The organism is Nocardia jiangxiensis NBRC 101359 (assembly GCF_000308615.1).
GTDB lineage: Bacteria > Actinomycetota > Actinomycetes > Mycobacteriales > Mycobacteriaceae > Nocardia > Nocardia jiangxiensis.
Genome location: NZ_BAGB01000066.1, coordinates 20,117 through 40,245, shown reverse-complemented (window position 1 = coordinate 40,245; position 20,129 = coordinate 20,117). Strand labels below are relative to the sequence as shown.

The 20,129-nt window shown below is 65.2% G+C and carries 26 protein-coding genes; 13 read left to right on the top strand and 13 right to left on the bottom strand.

Going from position 1 to position 20,129, the window contains the following annotated elements; genetic code table 11:
- Positions 1 to 91 precede the first annotated feature (91 nt).
- Entirely contained in the window at positions 92 to 967 is an 876-nt protein-coding gene (locus tag ON40_RS29225) for a helix-turn-helix transcriptional regulator (protein ID WP_040828109.1), read from the top strand.
- A 12-nt stretch (positions 968 to 979) separates the two neighbouring features.
- On the opposite strand, the gene ON40_RS29220 is transcribed toward ON40_RS29225, so the two are convergent.
- The 4 genes from ON40_RS29220 to ON40_RS29205 are packed head-to-tail and all read right to left on the bottom strand — an operon-like array spanning position 980 to position 3,230.
- Positions 980 to 1,954 (bottom strand): pirin family protein, encoded by a 975-nt coding sequence (locus tag ON40_RS29220; protein ID WP_040828098.1) that lies wholly within the window; start codon positions 1,952 to 1,954, stop codon positions 980 to 982.
- Positions 1,951 to 2,262: a GNAT family N-acetyltransferase gene (locus ON40_RS53330; RefSeq protein WP_040828097.1), complete on the bottom strand. Its 312-nt coding sequence runs from the start codon at positions 2,260 to 2,262 to the stop codon at positions 1,951 to 1,953. The genes ON40_RS29220 and ON40_RS53330 overlap by 4 nt, the downstream gene beginning before the upstream one ends.
- The gene (locus ON40_RS53325; RefSeq protein ID WP_040828096.1) at positions 2,263 to 2,739 is read right to left on the bottom strand and encodes a carboxymuconolactone decarboxylase family protein; all 477 of its coding nucleotides are present in this window, start codon (positions 2,737 to 2,739) and stop codon (positions 2,263 to 2,265) included.
- A gap of 29 nt (positions 2,740 to 2,768) precedes the next feature.
- On the bottom strand, positions 2,769 to 3,230 hold the full coding sequence (locus tag ON40_RS29205) for a MarR family winged helix-turn-helix transcriptional regulator (protein ID WP_040828095.1): 462 nt from the start codon (positions 3,228 to 3,230) through the stop codon (positions 2,769 to 2,771).
- Positions 3,231 to 3,325: 95 nt separating this feature from the next.
- Here ON40_RS29205 and ON40_RS29200 point away from each other — a divergent pair, with 95 nt between their 5' ends.
- Both ON40_RS29200 and ON40_RS29195 read left to right on the top strand, forming a co-directional pair.
- Positions 3,326 to 3,955 carry a GTP cyclohydrolase II gene (locus ON40_RS29200; protein ID WP_040828094.1) on the top strand — a complete coding sequence of 210 codons (630 nt, stop codon included), beginning with the start codon at positions 3,326 to 3,328 and terminating at the stop codon, positions 3,953 to 3,955.
- 10 nt (positions 3,956 to 3,965) lie between these two features.
- The gene (locus tag ON40_RS29195; protein ID WP_051193710.1) at positions 3,966 to 4,751 is read left to right on the top strand and encodes a dioxygenase family protein; all 786 of its coding nucleotides are present in this window, start codon (positions 3,966 to 3,968) and stop codon (positions 4,749 to 4,751) included.
- Between the two features lie 15 nt (positions 4,752 to 4,766).
- Here the strand turns inward: ON40_RS29195 and ON40_RS29190 are convergent, their stop codons facing one another.
- Together ON40_RS29190 and ON40_RS29185 are read right to left on the bottom strand one after the other, a co-directional pair.
- Entirely contained in the window at positions 4,767 to 5,510 is a 744-nt protein-coding gene (locus ON40_RS29190) for an MBL fold metallo-hydrolase (RefSeq protein ID WP_051193709.1), read from the bottom strand.
- A gap of 10 nt (positions 5,511 to 5,520) precedes the next feature.
- Positions 5,521 to 5,826: a hypothetical protein gene (locus tag ON40_RS29185; protein ID WP_040828093.1), complete on the bottom strand. Its 306-nt coding sequence runs from the start codon at positions 5,824 to 5,826 to the stop codon at positions 5,521 to 5,523.
- Between the two features lie 159 nt (positions 5,827 to 5,985).
- Here ON40_RS29185 and ON40_RS29180 point away from each other — a divergent pair, with 159 nt between their 5' ends.
- From ON40_RS29180 to ON40_RS29170, 3 genes are all read left to right on the top strand, one after another.
- Complete coding sequence (locus ON40_RS29180; protein ID WP_040828092.1) at positions 5,986 to 6,420, top strand: hypothetical protein; 435 nt, start codon at positions 5,986 to 5,988, stop codon at positions 6,418 to 6,420.
- 81 nt (positions 6,421 to 6,501) lie between these two features.
- Positions 6,502 to 7,848 (top strand): LpqN/LpqT family lipoprotein, encoded by a 1,347-nt coding sequence (locus ON40_RS48425; protein ID WP_051193708.1) that lies wholly within the window; start codon positions 6,502 to 6,504, stop codon positions 7,846 to 7,848.
- A 130-nt stretch (positions 7,849 to 7,978) separates the two neighbouring features.
- Positions 7,979 to 8,308 (top strand): NIPSNAP family protein, encoded by a 330-nt coding sequence (locus ON40_RS29170; RefSeq protein ID WP_040828091.1) that lies wholly within the window; start codon positions 7,979 to 7,981, stop codon positions 8,306 to 8,308.
- 27 nt (positions 8,309 to 8,335) lie between these two features.
- Here the strand turns inward: ON40_RS29170 and ON40_RS29165 are convergent, their stop codons facing one another.
- Complete coding sequence (locus ON40_RS29165; protein WP_040828090.1) at positions 8,336 to 8,923, bottom strand: TetR/AcrR family transcriptional regulator; 588 nt, start codon at positions 8,921 to 8,923, stop codon at positions 8,336 to 8,338.
- Between the two features lie 41 nt (positions 8,924 to 8,964).
- On the opposite strand from ON40_RS29165, the gene zapE reads away from it, so the two are divergent.
- Complete coding sequence (gene zapE, locus ON40_RS29160; RefSeq protein WP_051193707.1) at positions 8,965 to 10,014, top strand: cell division protein ZapE; 1,050 nt, start codon at positions 8,965 to 8,967, stop codon at positions 10,012 to 10,014.
- Between the two features lie 81 nt (positions 10,015 to 10,095).
- Here the strand turns inward: zapE and ON40_RS29155 are convergent, their stop codons facing one another.
- Positions 10,096 to 10,359 (bottom strand): RpnC/YadD family protein, encoded by a 264-nt coding sequence (locus ON40_RS29155; RefSeq protein WP_040828105.1) that lies wholly within the window; start codon positions 10,357 to 10,359, stop codon positions 10,096 to 10,098.
- 351 nt (positions 10,360 to 10,710) lie between these two features.
- On the opposite strand from ON40_RS29155, the gene ON40_RS29150 reads away from it, so the two are divergent.
- Complete coding sequence (locus tag ON40_RS29150; protein ID WP_040828104.1) at positions 10,711 to 10,902, top strand: hypothetical protein; 192 nt, start codon at positions 10,711 to 10,713, stop codon at positions 10,900 to 10,902.
- Between the two features lie 202 nt (positions 10,903 to 11,104).
- Here ON40_RS29150 and ON40_RS29145 read toward each other — a convergent pair whose 3' ends face one another.
- Both ON40_RS29145 and ON40_RS29140 read right to left on the bottom strand, forming a co-directional pair.
- A complete protein-coding gene (locus ON40_RS29145; RefSeq protein ID WP_040828088.1) occupies positions 11,105 to 11,311 on the bottom strand; it encodes a DUF397 domain-containing protein in 207 nt (68 codons plus the stop codon).
- Positions 11,308 to 12,192: a helix-turn-helix domain-containing protein gene (locus ON40_RS29140; protein WP_040828087.1), complete on the bottom strand. Its 885-nt coding sequence runs from the start codon at positions 12,190 to 12,192 to the stop codon at positions 11,308 to 11,310. The genes ON40_RS29145 and ON40_RS29140 overlap by 4 nt, the downstream gene beginning before the upstream one ends.
- 791 nt (positions 12,193 to 12,983) lie before the next feature.
- Between ON40_RS29140 and ON40_RS29135 the strand changes: the two genes are divergently transcribed.
- Positions 12,984 to 13,412 (top strand): DUF4254 domain-containing protein, encoded by a 429-nt coding sequence (locus ON40_RS29135; protein ID WP_040828086.1) that lies wholly within the window; start codon positions 12,984 to 12,986, stop codon positions 13,410 to 13,412.
- A 37-nt stretch (positions 13,413 to 13,449) separates the two neighbouring features.
- Here the strand turns inward: ON40_RS29135 and ON40_RS29130 are convergent, their stop codons facing one another.
- The 3 genes from ON40_RS29130 to ON40_RS29125 all read right to left on the bottom strand — a co-directional run bounded on the left by ON40_RS29130 (position 13,450) and on the right by ON40_RS29125 (position 15,009).
- A complete protein-coding gene (locus ON40_RS29130) occupies positions 13,450 to 14,202 on the bottom strand; it encodes an isocitrate lyase/PEP mutase family protein (RefSeq protein ID WP_372460091.1) in 753 nt (250 codons plus the stop codon).
- 95 nt (positions 14,203 to 14,297) lie between these two features.
- Positions 14,298 to 14,456: a hypothetical protein gene (locus ON40_RS52160; protein WP_157186456.1), complete on the bottom strand. Its 159-nt coding sequence runs from the start codon at positions 14,454 to 14,456 to the stop codon at positions 14,298 to 14,300.
- A 52-nt stretch (positions 14,457 to 14,508) separates the two neighbouring features.
- Positions 14,509 to 15,009 carry a hypothetical protein gene (locus ON40_RS29125; RefSeq protein ID WP_040828084.1) on the bottom strand — a complete coding sequence of 167 codons (501 nt, stop codon included), beginning with the start codon at positions 15,007 to 15,009 and terminating at the stop codon, positions 14,509 to 14,511.
- A 454-nt stretch (positions 15,010 to 15,463) separates the two neighbouring features.
- Between ON40_RS29125 and ON40_RS29120 the strand changes: the two genes are divergently transcribed.
- The 4 genes from ON40_RS29120 to ON40_RS29105 all read left to right on the top strand — a co-directional run bounded on the left by ON40_RS29120 (position 15,464) and on the right by ON40_RS29105 (position 20,124).
- Complete coding sequence (locus tag ON40_RS29120; protein ID WP_040828083.1) at positions 15,464 to 16,123, top strand: MspA family porin; 660 nt, start codon at positions 15,464 to 15,466, stop codon at positions 16,121 to 16,123.
- Positions 16,124 to 16,180: 57 nt separating this feature from the next.
- Positions 16,181 to 16,876, top strand: a complete 696-nt coding sequence (locus ON40_RS29115) for an MspA family porin (protein ID WP_040828082.1) — start codon at positions 16,181 to 16,183, stop codon at positions 16,874 to 16,876.
- A 239-nt stretch (positions 16,877 to 17,115) separates the two neighbouring features.
- Entirely contained in the window at positions 17,116 to 17,997 is an 882-nt protein-coding gene (locus ON40_RS29110; protein WP_063713110.1) for an IclR family transcriptional regulator, read from the top strand.
- Between the two features lie 219 nt (positions 17,998 to 18,216).
- Entirely contained in the window at positions 18,217 to 20,124 is a 1,908-nt protein-coding gene (locus ON40_RS29105) for a glycosyltransferase family 39 protein (protein ID WP_083896020.1), read from the top strand.
- Positions 20,125 to 20,129 lie beyond the last annotated feature (5 nt).

Sequence of the window (20,129 nt, the reverse complement as noted above, 5' to 3'; positions counted from 1 at the left end):
TGCGCGCGGATCCAGGGACCAGGGAGGGACGACACATCGTGGGATCGGCGATCCCTGGCTGCGCGCGAGGCGACGGAGGACAGTGGATCGCATGGACCGCGACGAACTGGCCGATTTCCTGCGACGCCGTCGCGAGCAGTTGCAGCCCGCCGAGGTGGGTTTGCTGCCCGGTCTCCGGCGACGCACGCCGGGTCTGCGCCGCGACGAGGTCGCTCTGCTTGCCGGTATGTCCACCGATTACTACACCCGGTTGGAACAAGCTCGCGGTCCGCGTCCGTCGGTGCAGGTGCTCGGTGCGTTGGCCCGCGCGCTGCGATTCACCGACGACGAGCGCGACTACCTGTTCCACCTGTGCGGGCATACCGCGCCGCATCGCGACGGCGGTGATCGGCACGTCGGTCCGGGCCTGCTGTATCTGCTGTCCAAACTCGAGGACACCCCCGCCGCGGTGTGTTCGGATCTCGGTGAGGTGCTGGCGCAGAACCGGATGCACGTCCTGCTGGTGGGCGATCAGACCGGATTCACGGGTCTGTCGCGGTATGTGCTGTGGCGCTGGTGCACCGATCCGGATGCCGGGCGCAGATTCCCCGAGGAGGATCGAGATCGCCTGATCCGCAAGCATGTCGCCGATCTGCGGGCCACGGCCGCGCGTCGAGCCGGTGACGCGGACGTCGTCGAGCTGATCACCCGATTGCGTTCGGTGAGTCCGGAATTCGAGAGAATGTGGACCGAACATGAAGTGGCGGTGCGGCTCTCGGACTCCAAGCGGATAATCCATCCCCGGGTCGGGTTGATGGACATGGTGTGCGAGACGCTGGTCACCCCGAACGTCGCACAGAAACTGCTGGTCTACTACCCGCGCCCCGGCACCGACGCACAGGAGAAACGGGACCTTCTGCGCGTCATCGGGGTTCAGTCCATGGCAGCCGAATCGGATATCGGCACAACGATATTCGGCGCCCCTTGAGAAGCCGGAGACTCAACCGGCCCGGCGCTTGCGCGGCTTCAGCCGGAGGTTGGGCAGCGGCGGCGCCGGAATACGTTGCTCGGGAGGATGTCCCGCGATATCCGCGAAACGGGCGAGATCGCGTTTCTCCCAGTCATTCCGGGCGTGCTGGATCTCATCGTGACTGCGGGCCACGAAATTCCACCACATCACCAGATCCTCGCCGAACGGCTCACCGCCGATCAGGATCGCATGCGCACCGGTGCTACTGGTGAGCGACAGTTCCGCACGGTCACTACCCAGATACAGCAGCGGTCCGGCGGGCGCGGGGACGCCCGCGGCGGTCAGATCGCCGTCGATCACCAACAGTGCGTGCTCGAATTCGGTTGCCAGCGGCAGGATCACCTCGCTGCCGGGGTCGATGCGCAGATCCGCGCCGACGATCGGGGTGTAGACCGTCGCCGGGGAACTCGCTCCGGCGAGCGAGCCGATCAGCACGGTCGCCCGCAACCCCGGCAGGTCGACGACGGGCAGTTCGCGATGCTGATCGAAATGCGGCGCGATGTCGCGATCGCTCTCGGGCAGCGCGATCCAGAACTGGATGCCGTGCCCGGCCGGCGCACCCGGCACCGTGTACTCCGAGTGGGCGATGCCGTGTCCGGACGTCATCAGATTCAGTTGGCCGGGCTCGATCTCGACATCGGAGCCGATACTGTCCCGATGCCGGATCCGGCCCTCGAATGGCCAGGTCACGGTCTGCAGTCCGATATGCGGATGCGGATCGATATCCGGCGGCAGGTCCGGGCTCGGCGCGGTGGAGCCGAAATGGTCGAGGAAGCACCAGGCGCCGACGGTCGGCAGATCCCGCTGGGGCAGCACGCGATGCACGGTCACTCCGCGCACGCCGCCCAGCGGTACCTCCCGCGACGGATAGCTGTCGGTTCGCGGTCCGGGGCCGGGGGTGGCCTCACAGATCGCTGCCTCGGGCCGTGCCTCGAGGTCACTCACCGCTGGATGCCTTTTCCTACCACGTGATCATCATATTCGGGGTGCTTGTCCAGCCAGCTCTTGATGAACGGGCAACGTGGCACGATGGTCCGCCCGCGCTCCACGACATCCTCGATCGCGGCCTTGGCCAGGATGCCACCGAGTCCCTTACCTGCGTATTCGGTGTCGACCTCGGTGTGGATGAAGACCGTGTCGTTCTCCCGCTCGCGGTATTCGGCGAATCCGGCCAGCCTGTCCTGGTACCAGATCTCGTAGCGCAACTGCGCATCGTTGCGGACAACCGATGACGGTGTCGTCTGCTCGCTCACTCAGTTCTCCTTCCGCACTCGCACCGGATGCCTACTCATGATCGAGACGCGATTGAAGGCACCGATGGTCGTTGCGGCCCAGATGACGACGGACACTTGGTCGTCCGACATATGTTGTCGCGCAAGAGCATACTCACGCGTCAGGTTTTCCTCATCCGGAAGAGTCGTGGTCGTCTCGGCCAGGACGAGGGCAGCTCGTTGCAGTGGGGTGAACAGGTCGCTGCGCCGCCATGCGGGCAGCACGTCGAGTTGCTGCTGGGTTACTCCGGCGGCGATCGCGGCGCGGGAGTGCAGGTTCAGGCAGAACGGGCAGCCGTTGATCTGTGAGACGCGGACGTTCACCAGTTCCATCACGTCCCGATCCAGGCCCGCGGCCTCCGCGGCGTGCTGCACGGCGACGGCCACCGCGCCGAGCGCGTGGAACGGCTCGGGGGTCTGCTTGTCGATCCAGATACGGGCGTCGGGTGGAGGTTGCATAGCGGTCGAATCGTAACCGTGCCCGGCGTTCAGCGCTCGCCGCGGAGTCTGCTGCCGACCTCGCCGAGTCCCTCGGCGATGGCGGTGAGCTGCTCCGGGGTCAGCGGATCGAGAAACATCTCACGGACTGCGGCGACATGTCCGGGTGCGGCCCGTTCCAGGGTGCGTTGCCCGGCCTCGGTGAGTACGGCGTAGACCGCGCGCATATCGCTCGGGCAGGAGCGTCGGCGGACGAGTCCGGCCTGTTCGAGCCGGTCGATCTGATAGGTGAGTTTGCTCTTGGAGTCCAGCAGCGCACCGGCGAGTTCGCTCATCCGCAGTTCGTGGTCGGGGGCGGCGGACAGGCGCACCAGGATTTCGTATTGCAGATGTGAGAGCCCGGAATCGCGTTCGAGTTGCTGATCGAGGCGGCGGTTGAGCAGCGCCGCAGTGGTGAGGAAGGCCAGCCAGGCGCTCTGCTCCTGCTCGTCGAGCCAGCGCGGACCATTCATCGTCCCAGGTTACCGCCCGTCATTCGAATTGGAATAATCTCGGGATCCCCTCTGTTCAAATTTGAACGGAACAGTTACCGGACCCCGGAGCAGCTATGACATCCATCCTCGCAGGCGGGAACGCCGCGGCCACGGTGCGGACCCGGGTGCGCATCCCGCTCGCATTCGGCGACGGGTACACGGTCACCGCCGAGGCGGTCACCTTCGACGGGCTCGCCGACGGCCGCGAACATCTGGCGCTGGCCCTGGGCGATCCCGGACCGACGCCGCTGGTGCGACTGCATTCGGAATGTCTGACCGGCGATGTGTTCGGCTCGGCCCGCTGCGATTGCGGACCGCAACTGCGCGAGGCCGTGGAACTGATCGCCGAGGCCGGTGGATATCTGCTCTACCTGCGGCAGGAGGGCCGCGACATCGGGCTGTACAACAAGCTCGACGCCTATGCGCTGCAGGACCAGGGACTGGACACCTACCAGGCCAATACCGCCCTGGGCCTACCCGAGGACGCTCGCGACTACACCGCCGCCGCGCAGATGCTGGAGGCGATGGGTATCGGGACGATCGAGTTGCTCACCAACAACCCGGACAAGCCGCGACAGTTGCGCGCGCTGGGGTTGGACGTGCGCGTCACGGTGCCGACGGGCGTGCACGCGACCACGCACAACCTGCGCTATCTGCGCGCCAAGGCCCAGCACACCGGGCATACCATTCGATTGATCGGCTGAAAGGTTCACCATGTCCACCGCCGAGACCGCCGGGCGCATGCCCGCGTTATATCTGAGCCACGGCGCTCCACCGCTGGCCGACGATCCGCTGTGGCCCGGTCAACTGGCCGCCTGGTCCGCCGAATTGCCCAGGCCCACAGCCATTCTCGTGGTGTCAGCGCACTGGGAGGACGCGCCGGTGACGCTCGGTTCGACCACGACAGTCCCGCTGGTCTACGACTTCTGGGGCTTTCCGGAGCACTACTACTCGGTGTTGTACCCCGCGCCCGGAGCGCCCGAGCTGGCCGCTAAAGTGCGTGCGCTACTGGGGGATTCGGTGCACGAGGCGCCCGACCGAGGCTTGGATCACGGAGCGTACGTGCCGTTGGTGGAGATGTTCCCCGAGGCCGATATCCCGGTGCTGCAGCTGTCCATGCCGACACTGGATCCGGTCGGCCTGTTCGACCTGGGGCGACGGCTGGCCCCGCTGCGGGACGAGGGCGTGCTGATCATCGGCAGCGGATTCTTCACGCACAACCTGCGCGAGATGACTCCCGGCGCCGCCGACGACGAGGCCCCCGCGTGGTCGCGCGAATTCGACGCCTGGGGCCGGGAAACCTTGGCCGCCGGGGATATCGACGCCCTGCTGGACTTCCGGCACACCGCACCCGCCGCTCGTCTCGCCCATCCCCGGATCGAGCACTTCGCCCCGCTGTTCGTCACCCTCGGCGCGGGTGAAGCGGACCTCGAGAACCGGCAGACCCCGATCGAGGGCTTCTGGCTCGGCCTGGCGAAGCGGTCGATTCAGCTCGGCTGATCGCGGGGGATTCGATTATTCGGCCGTCGCCCCGAACAGGCGGGTGAGGTCGGCCGGGTCGTACTCGGAGGCGGCGCCGTGCCCGGGGACCAGGATGTGGGCCGGTTGTGCGGCGAGGGCGGCGGCGCTGGCCCGGGTGCCGGATTCGTCGTGGTTGAAGAAGGTCGGCAGGAGTTGCAGGCCGGTGCGCTGGGAGAGGGGATGGCCGGTGACCAGAGTGTCGCCGGAGAACAGCACACCCTCCGAGGGCAGCAGATAGGCGGTGTGGCCATCGGTGTGGCCGGGGGTGGGCACCGCGACGATGCCGCCCGGCAGGGCCGCGAGGGTGGTCTCGTCGGCGGCGGTGGCCGACGGGATCGAGGTGTTGATGTGGCCGTAGACCGCTCGGACGGTCTGGGCGACCCAGCGGCGGCCCCGGCCGCTGAGCAACTGCGCTGCCATCTGTGCGGGTGAAATCTGCTGCAGGTATTCGCGTTTCGCGTGCCGGACTTCCTCCGCGCCGGTGTACACCGGCACCCCGAGACGTTCGACCAGGGTCGGGATGGCCCCGATGTGATCGAGATGGGCGTGGGTGAGCAGGACCGCGGCGATATCGGTGAGCTGATGACCGATCTGCTGCACCGATTTCAGCACGTCGTCGGTGTCGCCGGCGTATCCGGCGTCGATGACGGTGACGCCCGAACCATCACTGACCAGCGCCCAGTTGACATTCGTCCCGGCGACGACGTGGACGGAGTCGGAAACCTGCTCGATCTTCACCCGCGCAACGCTAGCGCGCCTGATCGGTGCGCTGGAACTCGCGCCACGCCTTCTGCGTATCGGTCAGCTTCGTGCGCGGGGTGCGGTTGCGGAAGAAGTTCACCACCATCAGCACCGGCAGCAGGAACGCCTGGAAGAAGATGAGGTACGACCCGCCGTCGAAGAAGAAGGCGAGATAGATCGCGTAGCCGAGGTAGACCGCGCCGAAGATGCCGTTGATCGAGCGTGACACGGTGCTCTGGCCCTGCTTCAGCGCGGCCAGCGCGAGCATGACGATGCCGCTGATCGCGAGCAGGCCGACATACCAGTTGAACATGAGAATCCCCCGAGTGTGTATCCGGTCGTTCCGGCTGGTGCGAAACCATAGCATTCGTCGTCGCGGGGTGCGATCGGGTTTCCCGCGCCCGCCGCGCGCGCATCCAGGGGACCAGTTACGCTGTGCGCGAGGACAAGTCGTTGAGGGAGGCGACGGGGTATGGGGTTGTTCTTCAACCATCCGGTGCAGCAGGTTCCGACGGACGTGGTCCGTGCCGAGATCCGGCGTGCGCTGCTGGATTCCGGGAAGGGCGATGCGGCCGCGACGGCGGCGCAGCGCATGGGAATGCTCGGGGTTCAGGATCCGCGGCTGGAATCGGCGATCACCACCGCGCTGCAGATCGCGCCGCCGTCCGAATCCGATGCCGACGACCAGGCGCGTGCGGTCGCCGCGACGTTCGCGACCGCGCCGCCGTCACAGTTCTTCTCCGGACGCGCGACCTTGGCGATCGTGCTGTTCGTGGTGCTCGCGGCGATGGGTTTCTGGTCCGATGACATTCATCATCCGACCTCCGCGACCGCGTTCTTCGGTTTCGCCGGTGCGGTTTTCGGCGTCGTGACCGCGCTGCTGTCCGCGGAGAAGGCGCGTTCCTGAGATATCCGTCCGCCGGGGGATGGACCCGCCGGATATGTGCGGTACGGTCAGGTTCGCACGAGAAGGAGGGGATTCGGCGCGATGAATGCGGCTTCACAAGACCAGGTCCCGCAGGCGCAGGACGCGGACGAACAGACACTGCTCGAGCAGACATTGCCCACGATCGGCGAATTTCTGGCTGCCGTCGGCGCGACACCTGTGGTGGTGCATCCCGAGTATCCCGGAGTTCCGGTTGTGCTGCTGGATATTCCGGGAGATTGGCACGAGGTCGTTCGCGAGGTGCTGCCGAATGCCTTCGGGGCCTGGGCGTTACCGGCCGAGGAGGGGAGCGTCTCGCAGGAGTCCGGATGGGTCGAGAACGCGGTCTTGATGGCCTGGCGTCTGTCGCTGCCGGTCGATCCGCGTGCGGTGATGCGTTGTGCCTACACCGATTCGCGCCGCCTGCCGGATTGGGTGGAACTCGGTGGTGATGTCGAGGATTACGACGGGTTCCCCTCCGCGGAGATCTCCGGCACGTATACCTATGCGGGACTGAGCCTGTGGATGTCCACGCGCTACCTCATCGCGAGTACTCCCACCGGTCAGTACCTGCTGCAATTGACCGTGACGACCTTCGCCGACGAGATCGACGAGGGGGTGTTCATCGCCGAATCCTTCAGTGTGCAGGTGCCTCCCGCGCGTCCCGGGCTCGGTGCGCACGAGCAGCGGCCCGAGCCGCAGACCGGTCCGCAGCCGGTGGTCGCGGAGGAGAACTCCGGGTTCCGGTCCGGGATGTACGAGCCGGACTCCGAATCGCGGTGGCGGCAAGCAGATTCCGGTGTTTCGGCCGAGTCGTTCGAGCCGGATGAATTCGCGCGGCAGGGTAATTCCGGATTTTGGTCGGATGCGTACGATCAGCGGATCGAGTCGAATGCTCGGGCAGCCGATTTCGGTATTACTCCTGAGTCGTTCGAGTCGGAGTTCGAATCTTCCACGCGGCGAGATGATTTCGGGTACGAGTCGGAGCCGCCTCTTCCGCTGGCGGATACACGACCGTATGAACCGGAATCATATGCCGTGGAATCGGATTTCCCGGTGCGGTCCGACGCCTACGAATTCGAACCTGCCTCGGAGTCGTCGGGCGGCTGGGACGATTCATCGGTCATCGGATCGAATTCGGCACGTACCGGTTCGCATTCGGTGGTGCAGGAATTCGATTCGGTGGTTTTCGAGCAGGAACCGAGTGTCGGATTCGATACTCCCGCAACGGGTTACGAATCCTATGGCGGACATCGGGATTCGCTTGTGCGCGAGGAAGAATCGTCGGATCCCGCTGCCTATTCGGCCATCATGGGTATCGATCCGCCGCCGGTCGACAGCGATCCCCGTGGGCCGCACCGTCGCGAGCCGGAGGCTCCGAGTACGGGAAATATGGATTTTCGTATCTGAGTCGCTGGGGCACAGATACATTCGCCGGGTGTGACGAAGTAAACCGATCAGGTTGTCCGGCAATGGGATCGGCTGCGGTGTGGGAGTATGGGGCCGATTGTCCGCGGCGAGACTGATTGGAGGGGGAGTTGTGATCTATCGGATGCAGATCTATCAGGCGGTGGGGGAGAATCTGGCGATCTTCCACGACTACTTCCGGATACATCTGCTGCCGGTGGAGGTGCGGCACGGGGCCCGGCTGGTGGGGCGGTGGGAGACCGACGACGGTCGCGTGGTCGCGGTGTGGGAGTACGACGATCGCGAATCGTACGAGCATATTCAGGCCGAGGTCGCCGCCGATCCGGCTACTCGGTGGGCGGAGGAGTTGCGGCGCGAGCTGCCGCCGTTCTTCACCGAGCGGGACGAGGTGTTCATGCGTTCCGCGTCCGCTGCGGAAGCATTGGGTGATTCGGCGGTGTGAGTCTGCCGTGCAGGAGCGGTTGGATCGTTACTTCCCGGTGAGTGCCGCGACCCACAAGTGGACGGTCGCCCGCAGGGACTCGGATTCGCCTGCGGTCATTGCGTCGAGCGGTCGTGCGCCGGCGGAGTGAGTGAACACCAGGCCCTCGAGTAGCGCGACAAGGTCGCGTGCGGCGGACGAAGGTGATTGTGCGCCTAGGGAATTCATCAGTTCGATCGCCGATGGTAGGGAGAACAGGCACGATGCCAGGCCGTTTCGTAGCTCGTCGTCGGCTGCGGCGTCCGTCATCAGCGCGTATCGGGCCACTACATCTCTATGTCGTTCTGTCAGAAGGGTTTCCAGCTGATCGCTGATCGCGGCAGCTGCTTCCGACGCCGTCGCCGGTGGGTGCGCCGGGACGGCATCGCGGAAATACTCGCGGGACCGGAGCGTCAGATGCTCGATGACAGCCGAGACCAGGGCGTGCCGGGTGCGGTAGTAGTACGAGGTCGACCCCTTGGCCAGGCCGAGGCGCGCGTCGATCCCCTGGTGTGTGAGCGCGTGATTGCCGCCCTCGGCCGCGAGATCCAGCGCGGCCTCGCAGATGAGATCACGACGTGAGGTGCGGTGAGGCATCTCTCGATCATCTCAATACTCTACGATGCTAGAGTTTTGGCATGTGTTGGACCCGCCGAACTGTGCGCTCACGTCGATCCCGGCGTGTGCATACCGTCGTATTCGACAGGGCGGCAGCAGAACTCGGGTTCGCCCTCGATGATGCGCAACGTCGGGCCGCCACCGCGTTCGCCTCCGATCGGAATCTGTACCTGTGGGGTCCGGTAGGGCGAGGCAAGAGTTGGTTGATGGCGACGTACTTCGCCGCGTTGCCGACCGAGCGGAAGCTGCGGATCCATTTCCACGAATTCTTCCGCGACCTGCATCGGGCCATCCGACGGCACGGCAGCGACCTGTCGGCGGCGTTGGACGATCTCCTCGGCGAACGAGATGTCCTGTGTTTCGACGAGTTCCACGTCCACGATGTCGCGGACGGCAAATTCATCTCCCGCCTGCTGGCCGAGATCCTCGACCGCGACATTCGAGTGATCGTGACCTCGAACTACCCGCCGCACTCCCTGCTCCCCAACCCGCTGTTCCACGACGACTTCCTGCCCACCATCGAATTGATCGAGCAGTCCCTGACGATCATCGCCGTCGACGGTCCCGTCGACTACCGCACCACCGCCGACCACGAGACCGGATTCGCCGCCGGATGGTGGGTCAGCCCCGGCGCACCCGAACAGCTCGAGCGCCTCGGCCTGCATCCGCCGAGCCCCGACGAATTCCGGACGCTCGCACCGGCCGCACATCCGATCCGTGTCCGCCGTGCAACGGCCGCGCAGCTGTGGATCGACTTCGCCGATCTGTGTGAGAATGCCACCGCGCCAGTCGATTACCTCGCGCTGACCCATGACTTCCCGATGTGGGTGATCGGTGGTGTACCCACCCTTCGCGACGTCGGTCGAGAGTCCGCGCAACGATTCGCCAACGTCGTAGACGTGCTCTACGACCGCGACGTCGTTCCCGTGTTCCTGGCAGCCATCGCACTGACCGATCTCACCGCCGATGCGCGGCTGCCGCTCGATATCGAACGAATCATGAGTCGGCTCGGTCAACTCGGCCGATACGAACTCGATTCCGCCGGTGAGGGTCGCGTCGTCGAGGTGTAGGAACTGGGCCGCTCGCCTCCAACCTCGGGTTGAAGGCGAGCGCCTGTGTCGTTGTCGAGCAGTTGTCTGCCCGGGTCGTTTTCAGGCGAAGATTTCCGAGATCGTGGTTGCGGTGATGGCGCGGTCGAACCACTCGTCGAGGATGGCGAGATCTCGGCAGGATCGGATTCGTTGTTCCGCGTCTGCCGAGACGCTGATCTCGCGAGCCTGCAGCAGTCGCAGCACCTTCTCTGCCGCCATCTTGACCTCGCCTTCGGCCCGTCCTTCGACCCGGCCCTCGGCTCGACCTTCGGCACGGAGTCGCTGCGAGGTCTCCGATTTGAAGAAGGAGAGGTTTGCGCTCATCAGTTGGCTCCATTTCTTGGCGGCGGCTGTCTTTCCCAAGCCCAGCTCGGTGAGTTCGGTGCTTCCTGCACGGAATGCCCCGGTACGGATGGGTCGTTGATCATCGACGGTTGCAGGTGATTCAGGCTTTCGGTCTCGGTGATGGTTTTTTGCTATCGACGGGGTGGTTCGAAATCGGCTCGACGAACCGAACTAGAGCATCGGCCCGTGGTGTGGCGGTAGAGCGGGTAACGTCGGCTGCAACCGAACCCGACTTTCGGCCGACGCACAGGAGCAGCGGTGGTGGTCGAGTATCGGTCCTCGATCGCGGGCATCCGGCATTTCGGTCGAGGCAATCCGCAAGGAGCCTTCATGACCTCGGCCCAAAGCAGCCATATCGACGACCCGGCGACCGCATTCGCGGACATCCGTGCCGCTGAAAGGGCGGCACACCTGGAGCGAAGCGCATTGGCTGCGAAGACCGTCGCCGTCTACGCGCAGGACGCCGCCGAATGTGTGGACCTGCTGGCCATGCTCGGCCTCGATCTGTCCGAGTTGAAGTAGCCGACTGTGGAGAACATCGATCCGGTCAGTAGCAGGCTGAGGCCCTGTGGGTCGGTGGATACGGCCAGTCGGTAGAGCGTGTCGATCTCGACTGCCGGATTCCTGGCATTCGGATACCCCCTCCGTGGCGAGTTGTGGGGGATCGAGACGGTACTCGATCCTCCCGTCGCTCACGTCTGGTCAGGCGCGAGATGGCGTCCGGTCAGGCGTTGTCGAAGCCGCCGTTTTGAACGCTCGCATTGAATACGTCCCACTCTTCGGGTGCGAAGACGATCGCAGGCCCACTGGGGTTCTTGGAGTCGCGGATGCCGACCGAGCCATCGGCCAGGTGGGCGATCTCCACGCATGCGTTGGCATCTCTGCTTCGGCTGCTCTTGAACCAATGTGCTTCGGACAGAGCATGAGTCACTGTTCGCACTCCCTCGCCAACCGGGCTATCAGGCCTGTGGATTCGCCGACATCCAATGCTACGCGCCGAATGTCGGCGAGAGCTCGGCGAAACTGCTCGATCTCGGTGTCACGCTCCAGATAGAGACAGCCGGTGTATCCCTCTGCGTACACCACAGGTGGCTCTTGTATGCGTGTGGAGGGGACGTCCGGGAACTCGAGCAACACGAACGTGCCGGTGTGCAAGCCGATGTAACTACCCACGGACTGCGGGATGATGCGAATTGCCTTGTTGGGCAACGACTGAATATTCAACAGATGTTGCAGTTGTCTGGCCATGACCGCCGGGCCGCCGACACGGTGTTGAAGTACCGCCGAAGACAGGTATGCATTCAACTCGAATGCATTGTCCTGCAAACGCTCCTGCCTCCTTGCCGAGAGTTCGACACGTCGTTCAACCTCCGCTGTGGACATCTGTGGATGAACCGTCCGGATGCCGTTACGACGGTAGTCGGCGGTCTGGAGAAGCCCTGGCAACAAGGTGATCTGGAAGGTGGTCAGTGTCTTGGCGGCTTCCTCGAGCGCAACGTAGTGGTCGAAGTCGGCCGGAATCTCGTCGGCGTATGCTCGCCACCACTTCCCGCCGGACTTGCTCGACTCACGCGCCTCCTGCGCCAATCCCAATAGGACTTGGCGATCTTCGTCCGAGGCTCCGTACAGGTTGCACAGTACGTTGATGTGCAAGCTCGACACTCGTGTCGCCTGCCCGTCTTCGAGTCTGCCGATGGACTGCGGCGAGAGTTCGACTGCCTTGCTGGCAGCGGATTGGCTCAGCTTGACCGCTTCCCGGAGCTTCCGGAGTCGGCGGCCCAGCGACCGTCGCGCGAGCGTTGATCCTGTCATGGCATTGCCTCGCTATCTTGTGTCGTTCGTGCTGCCCTTGCCGGTGCATTCCATTCCGGAGTCGCAGTTCTGGAATGCTCTGCGTCCCAATGCATCACCGCCGTACAGCAGCTTTCTGGAATGCTCTGCGTCCCAATGCATCACCGCCGTACAGCAGCTTTCTGGAAGACGCGTTCTGGAATGCGCTGATTGGAAACCCGAACTACGGAGGGTGATCCATCGGGGCCATTCCTCTTGGAATACTCCGTGCTGGAATGGAATTCGCGGTGAGGGTTGCACTGGATATCTGTGTCGTCTCAGGCGACATAGTAGGTCGTGATGTTCTGCTTCGCTATCAGTTGGCGTAGAACGGAATCTGTTCGTACATCGTTAGTTCCGAAGGGGGTGGCTTGTCCAGAGAAATGGAAGGTGTCCAATCTCGTTGTGTCCATTGTGGATTGAGATCGGATGCGTGCTGGTCAGGGCGGGCGGGTCGAGTTCTGTCGATGTAACGCACACCTGTCCAACAATGCGCTCGAAAAATGAAGGAGGAAAAACGTTGCGAGGCAATCCGGTTTTCCACGACTATCCGCCGAATCCGCTGTCGGTCGCGCGGATGCATCACGAACAGCACATGCCTCGGCATGCGGACTGCACGCCGGAAACCTGCGCCATGATCTGGTACTGCCGAGGGCGGCTGATCGAACTCCGCCGGTTGAATCCGGACGATGCGCCGGGTGAGTGCTCCGCGTGCGAGATGGTGACCCGAGCAGATCTACCTCGGCCTAGAACCATCCGGAGAATGCGCGACGATGCTGTGTGAGCCGTTGCCCACGAAATATGAAGTGCTGTACGCCTGTCGGGGCGTCGAGTTCGACCGTCACCCGATTCTGCGGGCCGCGCACGCGCTGACCGAACTGCACGAAAGACGCCTGGGCGCGGGCTGCGCCGTGACCGCGGAGATGGGTCGTGAACGCGCCCGCAGGGTTGCGGAGATCGACCGCTGGGTCACCGCATCGCTGCCGCCCGCGCACGTGGCGGCCCGTGTACACACCGAAACCCTCGGCGCAGTGGTCGACCGCTTTGCTCAATTGACCGCGGCAGCCCTTGCGGCACTGGCGAATTCGACCGACTGGTACGTCGGCGACGCCTGGGAGCGCCTGGCCGAACTCACCATCGGCTACGAGGACCTGATCAGCGAAGTCCAGTCCGGCCGCCGCCGACTGCCGGGTGCACCGTGAGCCCGGCCGCGTCCGTTGCGGCCGGGCAGGGTGTTACTCAGCTCCAGCGTTGCAGGAGGCGGTTCGTTTCGGTGGCGAGGGCGGCTTGCAGGAACGGGCCGAAGCTGACTCGGGCTACGCCTGCCTCGGCGAAGTATGCGCGGTCGTTCTGGTCGGGGGTGGAGATGGCGTTGACGGGGAGGGGGAGTTCGGAGGTCAAGCGGCGCAGGGTTTCCGGGGTGTGGCGGCCTACCGGGTAGAGGACGTCGGCGCCGGCTTCGGCGGCCAGGCGCAGGCGGGCGATCGCGCGATCGGTGCGGTCGGACTCGTCGCCGTCCTGGCGCAGGAACAGGTCGGTGCGGGCGTTGATCACCACGTGCACGCCGGAAGCGTCGGCGGCCTGACGCAGTGCGGCGACGAAATCGGCGTGCTCCTGCGGCTCACGCAGGCGGCCACCCTCGCTGTGCACGGTGTCCTCGATGTTGAGGCCGACGACGCCGGTCTCGATCAGGCCCTCGATGAGTTCGGCGGGCTTGCGGCCGTATCCGGACTCGATGTCCAGCGAGACGGGGATGTCTACGGCGGCGGTGATCTCGCGGACTCGGGCGAGGGACTCGGGGAAGGTCATCCCCTCCTTGTCCTGCTTGCCCAGCGAATCGGCCAGCGGGTGGCTGCCCACGGTCAGCGCCGCGAATCCGGCCTGCTGCACCAGGTTCGCCGACCAGGCGTCCCAGACGGTCGGCAGGATCGCGGGTTCACCGGGCTTGTGCAGGGCGAGGAATTTCGTGGCCTTGTCGGCGAGTGCGTTCACGGCTGTCAGCTCTCCTGAGGTGAGGTGATGGTCTCGCCGACAACCGTAATCGGTGCCCGGCCTGGACCGGGCGGAACTTTGCGTCGGAGTGTGCCTCAGCGGTCGTGGTCGGCCGGGGTGGTGGGCGGTGCGGCGGGTGCGCTGCTGAAGATGGGGCGCTGCGCCTTCGCCTCGGCGGTGGCGTTCGCGGGGGTGGGCACCGCGACGGTGCTGTGACTGAACAACTCGGGTTTCGGCCCGTTCTCCTGGTCCATTCGATGAAGTTTGCTCGCAGCGGGCGGTAAAAGCGAATTTCCTGCCGACTGGTCACGTCAGATCGCCGTCGTGGCACAGACTTGCGGTCCGCGTCGTCGGAGCCGGGTGGGCCGCACCGGGATCGAAGGACCACTGCGAGATCGGCGCGACCGCGCGCCAGTAGAGGTGGCCGTCGCCGCCGGAGTACGCCTCGTACACGTCGTCGGTGCCGGGAATGAGCTGATCGCCGACGCAGTAGTCGTCGTAGGAAGTGCCGGGCTGGCGCGCGCCGACGCTGAACAGTCCGGTCGGATTGGTGTCCGCGCCCGGCACGGGCACCGTGCTGCGCGCGGCGGTGCGCCCGGCCGACCGCCAGGTCGGGGTGCCCTGGTCGTCGGTGCAGCGGAAGTTCCAGCCGCCGGAGGTGATCGCCGATCCTTGGGGGTGTGGTGATCCGTCCCACAGACAGGGCGCGGAAGTCGTTGTGGCATGGGCGATTCCGGAGCCGAGAATACCGGCGCCGAGTAGCAGCCCGAGCCCGGTCGCGATGGGGATGGGGAGGACGCGTCGCACGGCAGCCTGCTTTCACCTGGGAAGAGAGAAGGGGGAGGAGGATGCGTGCCCGCCGAAATATGATGAGGGGACATACACTTCGGCGGGCACGCGCGCAGGCCCGGTGGTCTCACGGCGGCAGGTCGCGAGGTTCCGGCTGCAGTACCGGGTGCGTACTCGGCGAGTGCTTGTCCTGCCCTCCGTACGGGCCGCTACCAGCTTCGCCTCGAATTCATCGGCCTCGCCACCGCGTTTTCCTTGAAGGAAGAATTTCATTGATGGAAATAGCTGTGTACGAATTTCTATCATGCTTTCTGCAATGAAAGAAAGTTCGACCGATGTAAATAGTGATTTGAGCTACCGTTCGGCTCGGTGCGTGTTCGGCGGATTGCGAATTCGAAGGCGTAACCGTCCACGTGCCACACGATTGCCGCGCTCCGGCGGGCATACCGATGAAGGTAGTGAGGGACAACAGATGAGGGAATATCGTCGTGCCGGGGCCCGGATTTTCCGGGCCGCCGGCATAGCCGCGGCGGTCAGCGCCGCGATCGGCTTCCTATCGACGGGAGCCGCGAACGCAGACACGTTCGTGCCGTTGCCGGACGGACACATCGTGGACCCGGGTGTTTCCATCGACAGTGTCGGAAACAGTGTGAACATCTCGCCGTCGCTGGCGGCGAACGGGGCGGGCCGGGTCGCCTGGCTGACCTCGCACATCACCGCGAATGTGACCACACCGCCCGGCACGGTCGGCCCCTGGAACGGGCCGAACAACGATGCCGGGACGAACAATTCCTCGACGCACGGCGCCTCGACGATGGCCGTCGGGTACCTCGTGGGCTGTCAGGTGTCGCTGGGGAGCTTCTCGGCGGCGCTGTCGGGATCGATCAGCACGTCACCGACCCTGTCCGGGTCGCTGTCGGTGCCGCTCGCGCCCGGACAGGTGAAGTGGGTGAATTTCGACGAGAGGGATATGACCCAATCGGGTCAGTATCACTTCGATCTGCAGGATCAGCAGGTCGAGGTCCAGGGGTGCGGGGGCTATGCCCAGGCGCGCCAGGTGGTGACGGTGGAGATCGTCGGGCCCGACTACGCCAAGACCACCCTTTACGGCCAGCCCTTCAGCCTCGGCTGAGTTCGCCTGTTACGCACAGCATTTCGCTCCGGCGAATCTGAATCGAGGAATACTCACATGAATACTGTTCGCATGGGCCTATTGGCCCGGTTGGCCGGTATCGGGCTGGCCGCCACCGCCGCATTCGGCTACTTCTCCGTGGGTGCGGCCGACGCCGACACCTTCGTACCGCTGCCGGGCGGGCACATCACCCAGACCATGGGTGACGGGACCGTCGTGAACGTCGACATCACGGGGGAATCGGCGAATATCAATCCCTCGCTGAACGCGACTCCGCTGAGCCGCAACGCGTGGACCAGTGGCCATGCCGAGGTCAATCTGACCGGCGGGGCGGCAAAGGACCCCAAGACCGCGACCAGGCTGATCGTCGGCTACATCGTCGGCTGCCAGGTTGATCTGAGCGGCGGCATCGTGCCCGGGGTGGACGCCAGCGGCACCGCGGACCTGAGTACGAATCCGGCGACCGTTTCGGGCACTGGCGGGGCCTCGACCACCCTGACTCTCGCGGCGGGGCAGGCCAAGGTGCTCAATCTGCTCGACGTCGAGGCTCCGGACGACTTCGGCACCGATACGCACAACCCCTTTCAGCAGGTGACCGGTCCGCACCAGAGTCTGACCTGGCACGACGAGACCTTCGCCGTGGACGGTTGCGGCGGGTACGCCCAGGCCCGTTCATTCGCTCAGGCGAAGGTGTACACGCCGTCGTCGATCGGATATGTGACGGTCTGGGGCAAGCCCTTCAGCATCGGATAATTCGGACAAAAAAACCGAAACCTCCGCCGTATCGTGTTTTCGATCACGGCGGAGGTTTCTTTGTATGAAAACCGTGGGACTATAGCTTTCCTTGGTTACAACGAAGGCCGACGCACAGAAAGCTCTAAGCATTCGAGCAGGGGACAGCCAGGCCGATGCGACAAAGTCGAGACCCGTCGCGTCCGCAACGCCGCGGACCGATGCTGCGTGTCCCGGAAATACCGGAAGGTAAGTCGTAGATGGCCAGATATTCCAACGGTGAGTCCGTCTTTTCTCGATTGGCCCGCCTGCTCGAGGCGTTCGAGGACGACAGTCCGGTCATCACCGTCTCAGAGTTGTCGAAACGGACGGGCCTTTCGTTACCGACGGTTTCGCGGATGGTGTCCGAACTGGTCGAGCGCGGCTGGTTGCAGCGCGACGCCGACCGGCGGGTGTGGATCGGATTGCGGATGTGGGAGCTGGTCTCCCGGGCCGCACCCACCCGGGATCTGGTGCGGACCTCCGTGCCGTTCATGACCGAACTCAGCGCCCGGATCGGGCAGAACGTACATCTGAGCGTGCGGCAGGGCTCGGAGGCGATGTTCATCGAGACGTTGTCCGCACCCAATGCCGTGCAGACCGTCCTGCGCGGGCCCGGATCGCGGCTGCCGCTGCACGCTTGCGCGGCCGGGTTGGTGCTGCTGGCCTACGGGCCCCCGGCGGTGCAGGAGACCGTGCTGGCGGGCCCGCTGCCCGCGCTCTCGGCGCGCACGGTCACCGAGCCGAACGCATTGCGCGCGTTGCTGAGCGAGATCCGCCGGACCGGTGCGGCGTTCTGTCCGGGGCTGATCGATCCCGCGAACGCCGCGATCGCCGTGCCGTTGCGCTCGACCGGGCGGGAGGTGGTGGCGGCGTTGTCGGCGATCGTGCCCAATACCGATGCCGCGCGGGCGATGGTGCCGTTGTTGCGCACCACGGGCGCGCAGATTTCGCGTTCGCTGGCCGCGCGGAATACTCCGGCGTGGCAGCCGGATTCGGAAGATCCGCAGGAATCGGAGGGGGCCCGACATGGTGCTGGACCGGCGCGTTCGTTACGGGCCAATGCGTCGGTGTTCGCGCTCGGCCGGGTCGCGATGCCCTGATTCCCGGATGATCCGATTTCTTCAAAGAAACAACTCTGGTGTCGGAAAATCGGGTGAATAGAGTCTTTTTCGGGCGCCCGCCGGAAAAGGAACCTCGGAAATTTTTTGTCCGGTGGGTGTCCATCGTTCTCCGGGGTGATCCGACGGCGGGAGGGCTCCCAGGGTTCTCCCAGTGTCGCTCGAGATCCCTGGCAGAGCGATCGATCAGGATTGCTGATCATGACCGAGACTGCCACCGCGGAACCCGGGGCCGCCGCGCGGCCGACGCCCGTGCCCACCTCGTCCGGGCGCGGAATTCCACGCGAACGCGTGATCCTGGCCGTGCTGCTGATCGGAACGGCCGCGGCCTACTGCTGGAATCTCACCGCAGGGGGCTGGGCGAACGAGTTCTATGCCGCCGCGGTGCAATCGGGGACGTTGTCGTGGAAGGCATTCTTCTTCGGCTCGCTGGATCCCGGGAATATCGTCACGGTCGACAAGACGCCGTTGTCGCTGTGGCCGATGGAATTGTCCGGGCGGATCTTCGGATTCAGCAGTGCGAGCATGCTACTGCCGGAGGTGGTGCTCGGGGTCGGCTCGGTGGCGTTGCTGTGGGCGACGGTGCGTCGCGTGTTCGGGCCCGCCGCGGGGCTTCTTGCGGGGCTCGTGCTGGCGCTGACGCCGGTGGTCGTGGTGATGTTCCGGTTCAACAACCCCGATGCGATGCTGACCTTCCTGATCATCGCCGCGGCCTGGGCGATGACGCGGGCGCTGGGCGATGGCCGCTGGCGGTGGCTCGTACTGTGCGGCGCGTTCGTCGGATTGGGTTTCCTGGCAAAGCAATTGCAGGTCATGCTGGTGGTTCCGGGGCTGGCGGTGGCCTATCTGGTGGCCGGGCCGCCGCGGCTGGGCAAGCGGATCGGGCAGCTGTGCGCCGCCGGGGTGGCGCTGCTGGTCGCCGCCGGATGGTGGGTACTGATCGCGCAGCTCTGGCCCGCGGATTCGCGGCCGTATTTCGGTGGCTCGGAGAACAATTCGATTCTGGATCTGACCGTCGGCTACAACGGGATCCAGCGGCTGGACACCTCGGGATTCGGTCCGCGCGCCGGGGAGCCGGGGATCGCGCGACTGTTCGGACCGGAACTTGCCGGTCAGATCACCTGGCTGGTCCCGGCGGCGCTGGCGCTGCTGGTGGCCGGGATGGTGTTGCGCGGCAGAGCTTCCCGCACCGATCAGGTGCGCAGTGCACTGTTGATGTGGGGTGCGTGGCTGGTCGTGTCGGGGCTGGTGTTCAGCTTCATGAACGGGACGTTCCACCAGTACTACACGATGACGATGGCCCCGGCCGTGGCCGCGCTCGTCGGCGGTGGCGGTGTGCTGATCTGGCGGGCACGCGAAAACAGCTGGGCGCGTTCGGTACTCGCGGTGAGTGTGCTGCTCACGGTGGCCACGGCCTGGCTGACCTTGTCGCGCACACCGGATTTTGTGCCGTGGCTGCGGTGGGCGGTGTTGGTCCTCGGGTTGGTGGCGGCCGTGGCGCTGGCCGTGTGGTCGAGTGGCAGGTTTGCGGTGGCCGCGTTGATCGTGGCGGTGCTGGCCGGGTTGGCCGGGCCGGTCGCGTATACCGTGGATTCACTGGGGAAATCGCAGGGTGACGGGGGTATGGCGAGTGCGGGGCCGCAGGTGCCCGGATCGGGATGGGGGCCTGGCGGTGGGCACAGGGGGCCTGGTGGGCCGAGGGGTAACGCGCAGCCCGGTGACTCCGCGAAGGCCGGTCACGGCGGGCCGGGCTGGAATTCGGGTCCGTCGGCGCAGATCGTCGCCATGCTGAAATCCGATGCGGGCCGGTACACCTGGGCGGGTGCGGCGGTCAGTTCGCACGGCGCCAACAGTTACCAGCTCGCTGCGGACGTCTCGGTCATGTCCATCGGCGGATTCAGTGGCGGCGACCCCGCCCCGACCCTGGCCCAATTCCAGCAGTACGTCGCTCAGGGCCGTATCCACTACTTCATCGCCGGAGACGATCGCGGCCCACACGGGGACAGCGACTCCGAGTCGGCGAAGATCACCGCCTGGATCGAGCAGCACTACACGGCGACGACGGTCGACGGCACGAGCGTCTACGACCTCACCGCGTCGAAGGGATAGGTGTT